Origin of the sequence: Shinella sp. WSJ-2, assembly GCF_003432075.1 — a bacterium.
Taxonomy (GTDB): Bacteria; Pseudomonadota; Alphaproteobacteria; order Rhizobiales; family Rhizobiaceae; genus Shinella.
In genome coordinates, this window is sequence record NZ_QWBU01000004.1 from 161,077 (window position 1) to 176,120 (window position 15,044).

The following is a 15,044-nucleotide window of genomic DNA, read 5'->3' on the forward strand; positions in this document are numbered from 1 at the left end:
CCGATGATCCGGGTCCTCTACCTCGTTCACGACCTTTCCGATCCCGCCGTCCGCCGCCGGGTACTGATGCTGACGGCGGGAGGCGCGACGGTTACGCTCGCCGGCTTCCGGCGCGGCGAAAACCGCCTCGCGGATATCGACGGTGTTGCGCCGATGGAACTCGGCGCGACCGCGGATGCCCGCTTTGCGCAGCGCCTCATCGCGGTGGCCGGGGCGGCGGTCAAACTCCCGCGCTTGCTCGCTGGCGTTGAACGGCCGGATGTCATTCTGGCGCGAAATCTGGAAATGCTGGCGCTCGCCAACCGGGCCTCCAGACATTTCGACGGCGTGCCGATCGCCTATGAGTGCCTCGACGTGCACCGCCTGCTGCTCGATAACGGCGTTGCCGGCATGGCGCTGCGCGGGGCGGAGCGGCATTTCGGCCGCGATGCCCGCCTGCTGGTCACCAGCTCCCCGGCCTTTGTGGAACACTATTTCAAGCCGCTTTCCGGCATCCGGGCGCCCATTCACCTCCTGGAAAACCAGGTTCTGGAGCTCGATGGCGGTGGAACGGTCATGCAGCCACGCTCCCGATCGGCCGGCGCGCCATGGCGCATCGGCTGGTTCGGGGCGATCCGCTGCCGCAAATCTCTCGATCTGCTGGCCTCCTTCACGCGCCGCATGGAGGGGCGTTTCGAGGTCATCCTGCGCGGCCGGGCCGTGCATAGCGAATTTGACGACTTCGACGGCCTTGTCGCCCGCGAACCCTATCTGCGTTTCGAAGGCCCCTATCGCAATCCGGAAGACCTTTCCACGATCTACGCGGATGTCGATTTCACCTGGGCGGTGGATTTCTTCGAGGAGGGGCAGAACTCGCTCTGGCTCCTGCCGAACCGACTCTATGAGGGCTGCCGCCACGGCGCCCTGCCGATCGTTCTCGACGGGACCGAGACGGCGCGGCTGGCCACGCAACGCGGCGTCAGCATCGCGCTTGCCGACGACCGGCTCGATACTTTGATCGACCGTCTCTCCAGCTTCGATGAAGCCACCTACAACGTCCTTCACGCCAATCTCATCGCGGCCGGCCCCCGGCCCTGGATTCTCGACCGCGCCGATTGCGCCGCCTTCGTCCAGCGCCTCGCAGCGCTGCGCCAGCCGGCAGAGCAGACGGCAACGCCGCATCCCACCCCTTCCCTCATCGCCAGCAAAGTGGCCAGCGAGGTAAACTACCATGAGCGTTGATGAAGCCGCAGCCGTGCGCTGCCTGATCGTGATCCCCTGCCTCAACGAGGCGCCCTATCTCGAATCGCTGGTGAGCCAGCTCGAACCGACGCTTGCGGAGCTCAACGCGACGCTGGTCGTCGTCGATGGCGGCAGCACGGATGGCACGCGGGATATCGCCCGCAGCCTCGCCGCCCGGCTGCCGAAAATGCATGTGCTCGACAATCCCAAGCGCATCCAGAGCGCCGCCATCAACCTCGCCGTCGAGGCCTTCGGCGTCGAGCACGACTATATGATCCGCATCGACGCACACGGCACCTATCCGAAGGATTACTGCCGCGTGCTGGTGGAAGACGCGCTGGAGACGGGGGCGGATTCCGTTGTGGTCGCCATGCAGACCGTCGGCTTCGGCACGTTCCAGAAGGCGACCGCCGTCGCGCAGAATTCGGTACTGGGCAATGGCGGCGCCAAGCATCGTGTCGGCGCCCAAAGCCACTGGACGGATCACGGCCACCACGCGCTGATGCGCATCGCCGCTTTCCGCGCCGTGGGTGGCTACGACGAGAGCTTTACCGCAAACGAGGATGCGGAATGCGATTACCGGCTCAACAAGGCGGGCTATCGCATCTGGATGACGGCGCGCACCAGCATGATCTACTATCCCCGCGCCAGCGCGCTGCCGCTCTTCAAGCAGTATTTCGGCTATGGCCGCGGCCGGGCGCGAAACTTCCTGAAACACCGTGCACGGCCAAGCCTGCGCCAGATGCTGCCCCTGATGGTGGCACCCGTCGCCGTGGGCGCGTTTCTGGCCGCGCTGACGTGGATCGCCGCCGTGCCTTTCGCCTTGTGGGCTGCCGCCTGCCTCGGCTATGGCGCCTGGATGGCGCTCGGCCAGCGCAATCCCTATGGCCCGCTTGCCGCCATCTCGGCGATGATCATGCATTTCGCCTGGTCCGCCGGCTTCTGGCGCGAACTGCTCGACATCCGCCAGCGGAGGGTGCCGGCATGAGCGCACCCCTCAAGATCGATATCGGCGTCTGCACCTTCCGCCGCGAGATGCTGACGGAGACGCTCGCCTCGCTCGCAACCTTGAAGGTGCCGCAGAACGTCAGCCTGCGCGTCCTCGTAGCCGACAATGACGTCGAGCCGAGCGCCTATCCGCGTGTCGCGGCGGCCGCGGACTGGATGCCCGTCGAGGTCGCCTATGTGCATTGCCCGGCTGGCAACATCTCGCTTGCCCGCAATGCCTGCCTCGACAACAGCGATGCCGATTTCCTCGCCTTCGTCGATGATGACGAGACGGTAGAGCCCCAATGGCTGTCGCGGCTCCTCTATGCGGCGGAGCTCAACGGCGCGGATGTCGTGCTCGGCCCCGTCCGCGCGCTCTATGCGCCCGGTGCGCCCGACTGGATGCGGCGCGGCGATTTTCACGCCACCCGCCCCGTTTGGGTGAGGGGCGAAATCCGCACCGGTTATACCTGCAACGTGCTGATGCGGCTTGCCGCTCCGTCCATTGCCGGCCGGCGTTTCGATCTTGCGCTCGGCCGCAGCGGCGGCGAGGATTCCGCCTTCTTCAGCGGCGTTTACGATGCCGGCGGCCGCATCACCTTTGCCGCCGATGCCTGGGTGGAGGAGCCCGTGCCCGCCGCCCGCGCACGCTTCGCATGGCTGGCGCAGCGCCGGCTGCGCATGGGCCAGACCCATGGCCGGCTGCTCGCCAAACGGTGCGACGGTCCGGCGCGCATCAAGGCGGCCGCCCTTGCCGGCGCGAAATGCGGCACCTGCTTCACGGGTGCCGCCGCCTTCGCACTGTTCCCCATCCGCCGCAACCGGTTCCTGCTGCGCGGCCTGCTGCATGCCGGCGCCATTGGTGGCCTCTTCGGCGCGCGCACCATCGAACCCTATGGCAAGCTGGAGGCCGCACGATGACCGGCCCCGATGTTAGCGTCGTCATCGCCGCCTACAATGCGGCCGAGACGATCGAGCGTGCCATCCGCAGCGCCCTGGCCCAGCAGGGCGTGATAGTCGAGGTAATCGTCGCCGACGATTGTTCGACGGATGCGACGCGCGCCACCGTCGCCACCCTTGGCGACCCGGCCGTCCGGCTTGTCGCCCTTGAGCGCAATCGCGGCCCCGGCGGTGCGCGCAATGCCGGTTTTACCGCCGCGTGCGGCCGCTGGATCGCCGTGCTCGATGCCGACGACACGATGCAGCCGGACCGGCTTTGCCGCATGATCTCGGCCGCCGAACGGGATGACGCCGCCCTCGCGGTCGACAATCTCTTCGTGCTCGATACCGATGGCCGGATCGACACGATGTTTCCGGACGATCTTCTCGCTTGCACGCCGCAGATCACGCTAGCCGATTTCATCGATTCCAACCGGATTTTCCGCAGCACGCACAATTTCGGCTACATGAAGCCGGTCTTCCGGCGCGCCTTCCTGGAGGACAACGATCTCCTCTATGACGAGGCGCTGCGGATCGGCGAGGACTACCTGCTGTTCGCCGGCGCCCTTGCGGCCGGCGGCCGCTGCGTGGTCACGCCGGTGCCCGGCTATGTCTATCACATCCGCGAAGGCTCGATTTCGCGCGTGCTGCACCTCCACCATGTCGAGGCCATGCTGGCCGGCGACCGGCGCTTCCTCGCCCGCTTCCCGTTGACAGGCGAAGCCGCCGCCGCCCAACGCCGCCGCACGCGCAATCTGCAGGAAACGCGCGCCTTTCTGGCGCTCGTCCAGCATCTGAAGAACCGGTCGTTCGGGCATGCCCTCAAGGTAGCGCTCGGCGATCCCGTCGCACTCCGGCATCTGGCGATGCCGGTTGCCGCCCGGTGGCGTCGTCTCGTGACACCATCCCATCGCACGACGGCCGCGCTCCGCGCGGCCTCCTCCCCCGCGACAGCGCAGGATTATGCGCTAGAGAACAAAGGATAATGCCATGGAGCGAAACAGAACGGTCCGCAAGGCCGTCATTCCCGTCGCCGGCAACGGAACCCGCTTCCTGCCGGCCACCAAGGCCATGCCGAAGGAAATGCTGACCATCGTCGATCGTCCCGTCGTGCAATATGCGCTCGACGAGGCGCGCGAAGCCGGCATCGAGCATGTCGTCTTCGTTACCAGCCGCAACAAGCAGGTCATCGAGGACCATTTCGACGACACGCCCGAACTGATCTCCTCGCTCGAAAAATCCGGCAAGGACGACAAGGTTCGCGAACTCGGCGAGCTCCTGCCGCAGGCCGGATCGGTCAGCTTCACCCGCCAGCAGGCGCCGCTTGGGCTTGGCCATGCCGTCTGGTGCGCGCGCGACCTCATCGGCGATGAGCCGTTCGCGCTTCTGCTTCCGGACATGATCTCCTACGGCCCGCGCGGCTGCCTTTCCGGGCTGATGGACCTCTATCGCGAGGTGGGCGGCAATGTCGTCGGCGTCGAGCCCTGCGCACAGGACGAGGTTTCGCAATATGGCATTGTCGGCAAGGGCGCTGCCGTGCAGCACGGTTTCGCCGTCACGCATATGGTGGAAAAGCCGAAAGCAGGCGATGCGCCGTCCAATCTTTTCCTCAACGGCCGCTACGTCCTTCAGCCGGAAATTTTCGGCCACCTCGCCCGCCAGAAGCGCGGCGCGGGCAACGAGATCCAGCTGACAGACAGTATGCTAAAGCTTTCGGAAACCCAGCCGTTCCACGCCCATGTCTATGAGGGGCGGACCTATGACTGCGGCTCCAAACACGGCTTCATCGAGGCCAATGTCGCCTTCGCGCTCGCGCGGCCGGATATCGGCGGCGCGGTCTACCAATCGCTGCGTGACATGATGTCGTCGCATGAGGGCCGGATTCGCGCGGCATAAACCACAGGCCCCGGATGGGAGGATCCGGGGCCGAATTCGGGAGGACAGAGTTTCCATCGCGCCGAAAGGCAGAACGGAGCCCCATGCACCAACGCACCGTACCGCACAGCAGCATTCTGCGACGGGAACCGGATCCGTCCGACTCGTTCATTGATCTCAACCGCCTGCTGACGATCCTCGTTCGCCGGGGGCGGCTAATCGGCCTGTCCGTCGCGCTCGCCGTGGCGTTGGGCGTGGCCTATCTCGTGTTTGCGACCCCGATCTATACGTCGATGACGCAGATCCTGCTCGACGAAGACCTGTCGCGTTATGCGGAAGAAAGCGAGCCGGGGCCGCAGAGCAGCCAGCAGGTCGACATGCGCATTGCGAGTGCCGCCGAAATCCTGAAATCCGGCCGCCTGGCGCTGCGGGTCGTCGATGACCTGAAGCTTGCTGACAACGCGACGATCATCAACCCGCCGCAATCGCCCGTCGCCGTCGCCAAGGGATGGATCAAGGCGATCGCCACCTTCGGCGCGGCCGGGCCGCAGGCATCGGAAGAGGCGCTCGCCAATGGCCGCCGCGAAAAGGCCGCCGCCGTGCTGCAACAGGCGCTGACCGTCGAGCGTGTCTCACGCAGCGCCGTGCTCGCCGTGTCCTTCCGCTCGACCGATCCGCAACTCGCGGCGGCCGTGACCAAACGTTACGCGGAAGCCTTTTTCGAGGATCAGCTGAGCGCCAATTTCACCGCGACGGAACAGGCATCCAGCTGGCTTCAAGAGCGGCTGACGGACATTCAAGCGCGCTCGCAGGAAGCTGCCCTTGAAGTGGAGCAGTACCGCGCCGAAAACGGCCTCACCACCGCCCGCGGCGAGTTGATGTCGGAACAGCAGCTCGCCGACCTCAACAGCCAGCTCATCCTGGCCCAAGCCGATGCCGCGAGTGCGTCTGCACGCTACGCGCAGTTCAAGGCAATCGTCGAGCAGGGGCCGGACAAGGCCATCGACAACGCGACCATTCCGACCCAGGGCACGGACGCCTCGGCGCTTCAGGCGTTGCGCAACCGCTACAATTCCGTCGTCAAGCGCGCGCAGGACATCACGAAGAATTTCGGTGCGGATCACCCGCAAGCCGCCGCCCTTCGGGCCGAAAAGGAAGACCTCGCGGGTCAGATCTACCGGGAGCTCCAGCAACTGGCGACGAGCTACCGCAACGAATATGACGTTGCCCGCTCGCGCGAAACGTCGCTCCGCGAAAACATCCAGAAGGTCGCCGGCAACAATGCAGAGGCAAACCGCTCCTCCGTGCGACTGCGCGAGCTGGAACAGAAGGCGACGGCGCTGAAGGCACTGTCGGAAAGCTATCTCAGCCGCTTTGAGCAGGCCTCGCAGAAACAGTCCTTCCCGATCGCCAAGGCGCGGGTGATTTCCGATGCGGGCGTACCCGTCTCCCCCTCGAGCCCGAGCAAGACCATGGTACTCGGCCTGTCCGTCGTGCTGGGCCTCATGGCCGGCGGAGCCTTGACCTTCGTGCAGGAAATGCGCGAGCGCGCCTTCCGTCTCGAAAACGATGTGCGCACCATTCTCGGCCTGAAACCGCTCGGCTACCTGCCGCTCGTCGGTGGTGCGCCGCGCAAACGCAAGCCGGCAACGATCGGCGCCAAGGCGCTTAAGACGGAACCTCCGTCCGGCGCAGAAGACGATGACGTCATCCCGCTCGAGCGCATGACGCGCGTCGTACTTGACGCCCCCCGCTCGGCCTTCACCGAGACCCTGCGCAACGCCAAGCTCGCCGCAGAGACCATGCTGCACGGCCGGCAGAACCGGGTCATCGGCGTCACCTCGGCCTTACCGGGCGAAGGCAAGTCCACCGTCGCGACCAATTTCGCAGCACTGCTGGCCATCAGCGGTAAACGCACGCTGCTGATCGACGCCGACGTACGCCGGCCGGGCCTGAGCGCCATGATGAAGCCTGCCCCGCAGACCGGCCTGGTCGAGGTGTTGCGCGGCGAGCTTCCCTGGATGCAGGCCGTCAAGACCGATCGACGCTCGCAGCTTACCATCCTGCCGATCGCGTTGTGCCCCGGCGAAACGCGTCACACCGAAGCAAACGAGCTGATGTCGTCCAATGCAATGAAAGAACTCATCGAGGATGCGCGCCAGCATTTCGACTATGTCGTGGTCGATCTGACGCCGCTTGGACCCGTCGTCGATGCCAAGGCCTTTGAGCCCCTGGCAGATGGCTTCCTGTTCGTCGTCGAATGGGGGAAGACGTCGGCGAATTTCGTGCGCGACCTGCTCGCGGCCGAACACCGCATCGAAGGCAAAACCCTTGGCGTCATCCTGAACAAGACCGACATGGGCGCCCTCAGCCGCTACAGCGATGCCGGCGGCGCGGAGCAGTATCGAGACCTCTACGAACAATATTATACAGACAGTATGAAGGCCATGAGCCGCTAAGCCGCCCGGCGCGACTGGCCGGATTTCCAACCCGGCCAGTCGCGCTGCTTTGTACCGCTTCCTTTCGATGATCCTCCCCATTATTCGCCCGGCAAGTCGCCTGTATCAGTGCATGGGCGAAAGCGTTGTTTAAGACCAAAACGAAACCTCTGAGGGCCAAAGCTCTTCGCGGCGAGCCTAACAACACCTGAATGCATGAAAAGCGTCTTCTCGCCCTGCCATCGCAGCCCTTTCCGCAACGCTTTTCGGCGCGCCATCACCAACGCGGCAAGAAGGACACGTTTGGAAAAATTTGGTTGTATTAGCCCTGCATCACTTCTCACAGACCGCGACAGACCGGCCTCTTCCCGCTATATTCAACTAGAGGAAGAACATACTGCGCCGGGCCACACCCTTGAACGAACATGCGATATTGCCCCACGTCATCGTGACCGATGACGACGAGGACCTGCGGGAGATGGTCTCCGACTATCTCGCCGGCCAGGGATTTTCCGTCTGCGGCGTCGCCAGCGGCGCGGCGCTCGATGCCGCCCTCGCCGAGCGGCCGGCCGATCTTTTGATCATCGATCTCAACCTGCCGTCCGAGGACGGGTTCTCGATCGCCCGGCGCATCCGGGCCGGCTCCGCCGTGCCCATCATCATGCTGACGGGCGCGGCGGACGTGGTGGACCGGGTCGTCGGTCTGGAAATGGGTGCGGACGACTATGTCACCAAGCCCTTCGACCTGCGCGAGCTGAAAGCGCGCATCCGCGCCGTATTGCGCCGCGGCGCGACGCAGCCGGCACAACCTGCGGCCCAGCCCGCCCCGGCGGCCAGCAAGAACCTCGTGAGCTTCGGCCGCGCCCATCTCGATCTCGAAGGCCATTGCCTCATTCTGCCGGACGGCACACGCGACACGCTGACGGCAATGGAATTCGACCTGTTGCGGGTACTGGCGCAGCATCCGAACCGGGTTCTCAGCCGCGACCGCCTGCTCGACCTTGCCCATAACCGCGACAACGAGCCCTATGATCGCTCGATCGACGTGCGCATCACGCGCCTGCGCAAGAAGATCGAGGCCGACCCCGCCAAGCCGACGACCATCAAGACCATCCGCGGCGTCGGCTATATGTTCGTCACCAACCGCGGCAGTTAGGCCGCCTCCGCCTCGTAGGCCGCGCGCATCATCACGCCGGCGACGAGCTGGTAGGTCTCCGTCCAGACATTGCGCACTTCGGCGGTAAAGCGGTCGCCGAAGGAGAGCGCAAGGGTCTCGATCAGCGCCTTGCCGACCGTCTCATAATGGCCGCGCTCGACGCCGTAGGTGACATGTTTCACCGCCAGCCCTTCCAGAACGGGCACCAGCGCATCGAGCTTGCGCAGCGAATTGACGGCCAGCGCAAGCGCCGCCATCAGCTTGCGGCCCTGCGCGGCCATGTCCGATGACGTGAAGAGCCGGCGCAGCGACGGATCGTTGACGAAGAGCCGCTCGTAGAACAGCGCAGCGGCCGCATCCTGCGAGGCGCGGACTTCGGCGAAGGTGGTTTCAAGCAGTGCAATCTTGCGGTCATCCATGACACGGGGCTCCATCGGTTGTTCGATGAAGCCACTCTAGACGGCTGCTGTTTCCTGCCTCGTTCCCCTGTGTTTCAACTGTTTCAACGTGTCGCCGTGAGATCGTCGAGGAAGGCGGCAATATCGCCGGGCGTAAAGGGTTTTTCGATCATCGGACAGCCCGAGCGGGCGAGAAAGCGGCCGGCGAGCGGCCCGAGCGTGTCGCCGGTCACAAAACCGATCCGCCCGGCAAGTACGGGATGGTGTTCGCACAGCCAGTCGTAAAGGCCGGGGCCGTCGCCGGATGGCATGCGGATATCGCAGAGGATCGCATCGAACTTACCGTCTCGCGCGGCAATCTTACCCCGTGCTTCGTTGCCACCATGCGTGACGGTGACGGCATAGCCGAGGCGGCCGGCAATCTCCGCCACCAGTTCGGCGATCGCCACGTCGTCGTCGACTACCAGCAAATGCCGGCTCGGTGCGGGTCGATCGGCTTTAGCCGCAGGCCGCGCAGTCTCCGCTTCGCTCGCCGCCGCCGGCTCATAGGGCAGCCGGATGACGAAGCGCGCGCCGCCATCCGGCGCGTCGCCGAGCGTCAGGCTGCCGCCATGCGCTTCCACCAGTCCCTTCGAGACGGCAAGGCCGATACCGGTGCCCGCACCTTGCGGCTTGGTCGTGAAGAAGGGATCAAATATGCGGCTGCGGATCGCCTCCGGCACACCGGGGCCGTTGTCGTCGATGGTCAGCGAAACCATCCCCTTGTCTCGATCCGCCTCGACGCCGACGGTGATCTTGCGGTTTTCGCCCCCCGCCTGTTCCAAAGCCTGCTGGGCGTTGACTAGCAGGTTGAGAACGACCTGGTGGATCTGGCTAGAATCGAGCGACAGAACGGGAAGATCGTCCGCCCACCGGCGCTCCACGGTGATGCCGGCCGCTCCCATCGTGTAGCCGAGAAGTTCGACGGCCTCCTCCACCACGGTTTCCAGCCGTGTCGGCGTGCGTTCGGCTTCGCGCTGGCGCGCCATGTCGAGGAAGCTGCGGACGATGCGCGCGCAACGGTCCGCCGCCGTCGAGATGCGCTCGCAGCGCCGCACGAGGCCGTTCCAGTCGGTGACCGCCCGCTCCTCCATCGCCTCGCGCATCATCAGCACCTGGCCGGTGATGATCGAAAGGGGGTTGTTGAGCTCGTGGGCGACACCGGCCAAAAGCGAGCCGAGCGCCGCGAGCTTTTCCTTCTGGTGGAGTGCGTTGCGCTGCTCGCGGATCTCCGCCTCGGCACGCCGCGCGGCGCGCTGGTCGCGAATATGGGCGGCGAAAAGCCGCCTGCCGCCGAGCGTGACATCCGTGATGGTGAGTTCGATGGGGATCAATTCGCCCGTCGCCAACATGGCGGGCAGTTCGAGCCGCTTGCCGAGCACATTTCCGGCGCCCGTCGCGAGATAGCGGGAAAGACCCTGCTCATGGGCGGCACGGTGCTCGGGGGGGATGATCAGTTCGGCGATCGGCTCGCCGATGACGGCGTCGCGCGCGTAACCGAAGATCGCCTCTGCCGCCGGGTTGAAATCGACGACAAGTCCATCGCCGTCGATGACGACGATGCCGTCGAGTGCCCTTCGAACCACCGCCGCGTGATAGGCTTCGAGTTCGCGAAACTCCGACGGTGTGTTCATGCAAAATCCTTCCCGGGAGCTGGGGCAATCCCGGTCGACCGGGATTGCCCGAGAGGGGCGTAAGCTGCGGAAGGGTAGCGGCCAAGTGTTTCGCTTGTGTTTCAGCGCCTGTGCTGGAGGTCACGAAGAGCTGGCAAGCGGCCCTAGCTGGCCTATTGCAGCGGCACGACCCTGAGCGGTGTCGTATAGGGCTCGACGCGGAGCGTTCCCTGGGCCTGCACGCTGATCTGCTTCAGCGGCGCCTGTTCCAGCTCGCCATCCTTGGCCTTGCGCACGGCATAGCGCCAGACCGTCAGGGTCCCGCGGTCGTGGAGCGCCTCGCCGATAGCGCCGGCATCCGCGCCGAGCGTCGCATCACCAGACGTCAGGGCGGCGACGATTTCCTCGTTCTCGCTGACAAAGCTGAACAGTTTTGTACTCTCCGCCGCAAAGGCGGGCACGGCGAAACCGGCAACGAGCCCCATGACGAGGGCCTTGGCAAAGATAGGGCGAATGACTGCAAACATGGAATGATCCTCTCCTTGATCTGAAGTCATCCTGCCAGACGACGGTTTCAGCCGTACGCCGCGCTTGTTTCAGCAAGGTTTCGAGGATCGTGAAAAGCAACCGCCCCGCCGGTCCTCATCAAGAGAACCTGCAGGGCGGTCCATTCATGTCTCAGGCGGCGCGGCGGTGCGAGGTTTCGCCGGAAGTGCTGACAGAGAAGCGCATCACCATGTCGCGCAGCGTATGCGCCTCGTCATTCAGCAGGTTTGCAGCGGCGGTGGTTTCCTCCACCATCGCGGCATTCTGCTGCGTCACCTGATCCATATTGTTGACGGCGACGTTGATTTCCTGAAGGCCGGAGGACTGCTCGCGCGCCGAGGCGGAAATATCCTGGATCAGCTTGTTGACCGAGAGGATCTGCTCGCCGATGCGCGTCAATGCGCTGCCGGTCTCGCCGACCAGTGAAACACCCTCCTGAACCTGCGCGCTGGAGGCGGAGATTAAGGCCTTGATTTCCTTGGCCGCCTGCGCCGAACGCTGAGCAAGCTCGCGCACTTCCTGCGCGACGACCGCAAAGCCCTTGCCGGCCTCGCCGGCGCGTGCCGCTTCCACACCGGCATTCAGCGCCAGCAGGTTGGTCTGGAAGGCGATCTCGTCGATCACGCCGATGATCTGGCTGACCTTCCGGGACGAATCCTCGATGCCTTCCATGGCGGTGATCGCCTTGCGCACCACGGCATTGGAGCGGTCGGCATCCGAACAGGCCTCATTGACCTTCGACGCGGCTTCGCCGGCATTACGGGTGCTGGTGTGCATCTGCTCGGCGATCTCGTTCATCGCGGCGGCGGTTTCCTCCAGGCTTGCGGCCTGCTGTTCCGTGCGGCGCGAGAGATTGTCCGAGCTGCGGCTGATCTCGCCGATGCCGGCATTCAGCGAATGCACGGTCTGGTTCAGCTGCAGGATGGTGCGTTCAAGGCTGTCCATCGTGTCGTTGAAATTGTCGCGCAGTTCCACATAGGACGGCGGGAAGTTTTCCGTGATGCGGCTCGTCAGGTCGCCGCGCGAAAGGTTAGCGAGACCGCGTCCGAGCGCTTCTACGACCTTGCGCTGCTCTTCTGCGGCGCGGGCGCGTTCGGCTTCGGCCTGGCGCCGTTCACTTTCTGTCAACTGCCGCTGCTCGGCATTGGCGGCCTCGAGACGATGGCCATCGGCGAGGCGATAGCGGAAGGCTTCGAGCGCGACGGCCACCTTGCCGATCTCGTCGCTGCGTTCCTGGCCGGCGACCGGCTGCTCCAGCTGTCCTTCCGACATGCGGCCGACATCACCGAGCAGCGAGGCCATCGGCCGCTGCACAAAGGTGCGCACGGCCAGAAGCAGAGCGCCGATCACGGCTGCGAGAATGAACATGCCGCCGATAACAAGGATTTTCGTCTGCTCGTTGACGACGGAGGAGACAGCTGCCACCGGCACATCGACCGCCACGGCCCAGCGAGCGTTAAGACCCGGCAGATCGAATGGATAGACGACGCGGTAGACCGAGCCGCCGTCGCTGCCGACGACATCGTTGAGCGTCACGGTCTTGCCGTCGGCAAGCGCCGTCTTCACCTGATCGGTGCCTTCGGCAGCGTATTCCTTCATCACCTGCGCGGCGTCGGGAGCCGCCAGCCATTTGCCGGTGCCCGACAGGAGATAGACCCGGCCTTCGCCGAATGGGCGTTCCGACTTTAGCGAATCGGCCAGCGAGCCGAGCGCGACGTCGAGACCGGTTACAGCGGCGAGACGGCCGTCGATGATGATAGGCTGCGTCACGGTCATCATCAGAAGATTGTTGGCCGACGGCTCTTCATACGGTTCGGTCGCAGCACCCCTCTTGCTCGTTGCGGCCAAGCGATAGTATTCCGCATTGCGATCGACGACGGGGCGCATGAGTTCCAGACCGCTCGCGCCGCGAACCCAATAGGGCGTGAAGACACCATCGGCATTGGTGCCCTGTACCGCATCGTCCTTCGGTCCGAGCTTGCCGTCGAGACCCTGCTCGGTATCGACGATCCAGGCGCCGAAAACGAGATCGAACTTTTCGACCTGCGCCGGCAGCATGGTCGTGATCGCAGCCCGATCCAGCTTGCCGGCGGCAATGCCGCGCTCGACAAGACCAGCCAGGCTGCGTGTCGCGCCCGAGAGTGCGTCTATCTTCCCGCTCATCGCCTGTGCGGTCGCCTCGGCCTCGGCTTCCGCCTGCTTCAGCGTGATGGCGACGGTGCGCTCGCGGACCTGAAGGATGACGACGAGGAAGGTTAGCGCCAGAACGCAGGCAATGGCGACAGCGCTCACGGAGAGCAGCTTGACCGCCAGCGAGCGGGAGGATTTCGAGCGCGCAGCAGATGTTGAAGCCATAAGGTCGATCCTGTGTCGCCAAGATACCGGTGATGGTTGCAATAGAGTGCTGCTGACGTTGCGGTATTTAACTTAATAAGTAATAAAATTTTTCTGGCAAATCAGGCCCTCCTCAGCGGAAGCCCCGCCGATTGTTACAATTTTCGGAAATTGCCGTGCAACTCTCGGATTGTAGCGGGTCGTCAGGCGGCAGCACTATCCCCTCGTGCCGATGGGACAAGACCATCCGCCAGCGCGACGGTGTTGCGACCGAGGCGCTTGGCCTCATAGAGCGCAGCGTCGGCGTCCTGCAAAAGACGCTCCAGCGTCGTGACGGGCGGGAAAGCCAGCGCGACCCCAAGACTGACCGTCACACAGCCGTCGTCGAGGCCGCGATGCGGGATGGCGAGCGCCTCGATGGCGGCGCGGATACGCTCAGCCTGTGCAAGGGCTTGCAGCGCGGTTCGGCCCGCCGAAAGCACCAGGATTTCCTCGCCACCGAAACGGAACACGAAAGCACCCTCATCCGCATTTGCCAGAATACATTGCGATACGGCGTGGATGCAGGCATCGCCCTCGATATGACCGTGCACGTCGTTGAAGCGCTTGAAATGATCGATATCGAGCAGGATGGCGGCAATGCCGGGCGCCGCGGCGCTCCACAGCACATCGCGTACGCGGGCCAGCGAACGGCGGTTCAGGAGACCACTCAACTCGTCGCGATCGGCATTGTGCTCCAGCTGCTGGTAAAGCAGGCTGCCGCGCAGCTGGTTGAGAAAATTCTGGCGATCCTTCTGCTCCAGAAAATAGGCGCTGACGGCGAGAAAGATGGAGAGCGTCACGTAGAAGGTGACGATGCCGGAATAGGTGACTGCATCGAAAGCGCCGGTGAACGACGTCGTGGTGAAATGCGAGGCGCACATCAGCACGAGGCCGATGAAGATGGCGGGAAACCGCGGGCGAAGCGCGATCACGAAGAACAGGAAGGCCGCGGAATTGCCATTCTGATAGACGAAGAGATAGGGGCTTTGGCTGTCTGTGGCGACGGCCATCGGCAGCGTGACGCCGAGCACGGCGATGGCGACGGAGAGAGCATCATAGAGCGCTGCATTCGGCCAGCGGCGCACGGCGAGGATGCAGGCGATCACGAAGGGTGTGAAAATGAAGAAACGCACCGTGAGGAGGCCGGAAAAGACATCCGCCATCATCGTTCGGTCGCCGAAATAGACGAGATCGTAGATCAGCGTGCCGATGATGCCCCAGATAACGGCGAGCCGTACGCGTTCGGCCGCATAATCCTTACGGAAACGCGCCTCGATTTCGGGGCAAAAACGCAGGAAACGGAAACCCCGCGCCCTCTGACGCTCCACTTGGTCCAGTGTCACGACGTTCATCGTCGAAGGTCCCCGCATGCAGAACGATTGGCCTAACGTTAGGCAAGAATACTGAACAAGTACCTAAAATCGTACGATTTCCATCGCTTCCCATTGCAGGGATC

12 protein-coding genes are annotated in these 15,044 nt (G+C 64.3%); 7 read left to right on the top strand and 5 right to left on the bottom strand.

The genetic code is table 11. The features are described 5' to 3' along the window. Window positions 1–3: 3 nt before the first annotated feature. From D0Y60_RS11615 to D0Y60_RS11645, 7 genes are all read left to right on the top strand, one after another. Window positions 4–1,221 (top strand): glycosyl transferase family 1, encoded by a 1,218-nt coding sequence (locus tag D0Y60_RS11615; protein WP_245409158.1) that lies wholly within the window; start codon window positions 4–6, stop codon window positions 1,219–1,221. Then, window positions 1,211–2,209 carry a glycosyltransferase family 2 protein gene (locus tag D0Y60_RS11620; protein ID WP_117370043.1) on the top strand — a complete coding sequence of 333 codons (999 nt, stop codon included), beginning with the start codon at window positions 1,211–1,213 and terminating at the stop codon, window positions 2,207–2,209. The genes D0Y60_RS11615 and D0Y60_RS11620 overlap by 11 nt, the downstream gene beginning before the upstream one ends. Beyond that, on the top strand, window positions 2,206–3,129 hold the full coding sequence (locus D0Y60_RS11625; protein ID WP_117370045.1) for a glycosyltransferase family A protein: 924 nt from the start codon (window positions 2,206–2,208) through the stop codon (window positions 3,127–3,129). Before D0Y60_RS11620 ends, D0Y60_RS11625 begins: the two co-directional genes overlap by 4 nt. After that, window positions 3,126–4,133 (top strand): glycosyltransferase family 2 protein, encoded by a 1,008-nt coding sequence (locus D0Y60_RS11630; protein ID WP_117370047.1) that lies wholly within the window; start codon window positions 3,126–3,128, stop codon window positions 4,131–4,133. The genes D0Y60_RS11625 and D0Y60_RS11630 overlap by 4 nt, the downstream gene beginning before the upstream one ends. A 4-nt stretch (window positions 4,134–4,137) precedes the next feature. Continuing rightward, a complete protein-coding gene (locus D0Y60_RS11635; RefSeq protein ID WP_117370050.1) occupies window positions 4,138–5,043 on the top strand; it encodes a UTP--glucose-1-phosphate uridylyltransferase in 906 nt (301 codons plus the stop codon). A gap of 83 nt (window positions 5,044–5,126) precedes the next feature. Beyond that, a complete protein-coding gene (locus D0Y60_RS11640) occupies window positions 5,127–7,481 on the top strand; it encodes a polysaccharide biosynthesis tyrosine autokinase (protein WP_199564160.1) in 2,355 nt (784 codons plus the stop codon). Between the two features lie 394 nt (window positions 7,482–7,875). Further along, complete coding sequence (locus D0Y60_RS11645) at window positions 7,876–8,616, top strand: response regulator (RefSeq protein WP_281048140.1); 741 nt, start codon at window positions 7,876–7,878, stop codon at window positions 8,614–8,616. On the opposite strand, the gene D0Y60_RS11650 is transcribed toward D0Y60_RS11645, so the two are convergent. The 5 genes from D0Y60_RS11650 to D0Y60_RS11670 form a co-directional block, all read right to left on the bottom strand. After that, window positions 8,613–9,035, bottom strand: coding sequence for a globin family protein (locus D0Y60_RS11650; RefSeq protein ID WP_117370412.1), 423 nt, complete (start codon window positions 9,033–9,035; stop codon window positions 8,613–8,615). The genes D0Y60_RS11645 and D0Y60_RS11650 overlap by 4 nt on opposite strands. 83 nt (window positions 9,036–9,118) lie before the next feature. After that, window positions 9,119–10,687, bottom strand: coding sequence for a hybrid sensor histidine kinase/response regulator (locus D0Y60_RS11655; RefSeq protein ID WP_117370054.1), 1,569 nt, complete (start codon window positions 10,685–10,687; stop codon window positions 9,119–9,121). A 152-nt stretch (window positions 10,688–10,839) separates the two neighbouring features. Beyond that, on the bottom strand, window positions 10,840–11,193 hold the full coding sequence (locus tag D0Y60_RS11660; protein ID WP_245409159.1) for a hypothetical protein: 354 nt from the start codon (window positions 11,191–11,193) through the stop codon (window positions 10,840–10,842). Window positions 11,194–11,344: 151 nt separating this feature from the next. Then, a complete protein-coding gene (locus D0Y60_RS11665; protein ID WP_117370056.1) occupies window positions 11,345–13,567 on the bottom strand; it encodes a methyl-accepting chemotaxis protein in 2,223 nt (740 codons plus the stop codon). Window positions 13,568–13,749: 182 nt separating this feature from the next. After that, window positions 13,750–14,940 (bottom strand): GGDEF domain-containing protein, encoded by a 1,191-nt coding sequence (locus D0Y60_RS11670; protein WP_117370058.1) that lies wholly within the window; start codon window positions 14,938–14,940, stop codon window positions 13,750–13,752. Window positions 14,941–15,044 lie beyond the last annotated feature (104 nt).

What these genes read in the sequence shown, in the direction of transcription:
- D0Y60_RS11615 (WP_245409158.1), top strand. Translation starts at nt 4, where the DNA reads ATGATCCGGGTCCTCTACCTCGTTCACGACCTTTCCGATCCCGCCGTC.
- D0Y60_RS11620 (WP_117370043.1), top strand. Translation starts at nt 1,211, where the DNA reads ATGAGCGTTGATGAAGCCGCAGCCGTGCGCTGCCTGATCGTGATCCCC.
- D0Y60_RS11625 (WP_117370045.1), top strand. Translation starts at nt 2,206, where the DNA reads ATGAGCGCACCCCTCAAGATCGATATCGGCGTCTGCACCTTCCGCCGC.
- D0Y60_RS11630 (WP_117370047.1), top strand. Translation starts at nt 3,126, where the DNA reads ATGACCGGCCCCGATGTTAGCGTCGTCATCGCCGCCTACAATGCGGCC.
- D0Y60_RS11635 (WP_117370050.1), top strand. Translation starts at nt 4,138, where the DNA reads ATGGAGCGAAACAGAACGGTCCGCAAGGCCGTCATTCCCGTCGCCGGC.
- D0Y60_RS11640 (WP_199564160.1), top strand. Translation starts at nt 5,127, where the DNA reads ATGCACCAACGCACCGTACCGCACAGCAGCATTCTGCGACGGGAACCG.
- D0Y60_RS11650 (WP_117370412.1), bottom strand. Translation starts at nt 9,035, where the DNA reads ATGGATGACCGCAAGATTGCACTGCTTGAAACCACCTTCGCCGAAGTC.
- D0Y60_RS11655 (WP_117370054.1), bottom strand. Translation starts at nt 10,687, where the DNA reads ATGAACACACCGTCGGAGTTTCGCGAACTCGAAGCCTATCACGCGGCG.
- D0Y60_RS11660 (WP_245409159.1), bottom strand. Translation starts at nt 11,193, where the DNA reads ATGTTTGCAGTCATTCGCCCTATCTTTGCCAAGGCCCTCGTCATGGGG.
- D0Y60_RS11665 (WP_117370056.1), bottom strand. Translation starts at nt 13,567, where the DNA reads ATGGCTTCAACATCTGCTGCGCGCTCGAAATCCTCCCGCTCGCTGGCG.
- D0Y60_RS11670 (WP_117370058.1), bottom strand. Translation starts at nt 14,940, where the DNA reads ATGAACGTCGTGACACTGGACCAAGTGGAGCGTCAGAGGGCGCGGGGT.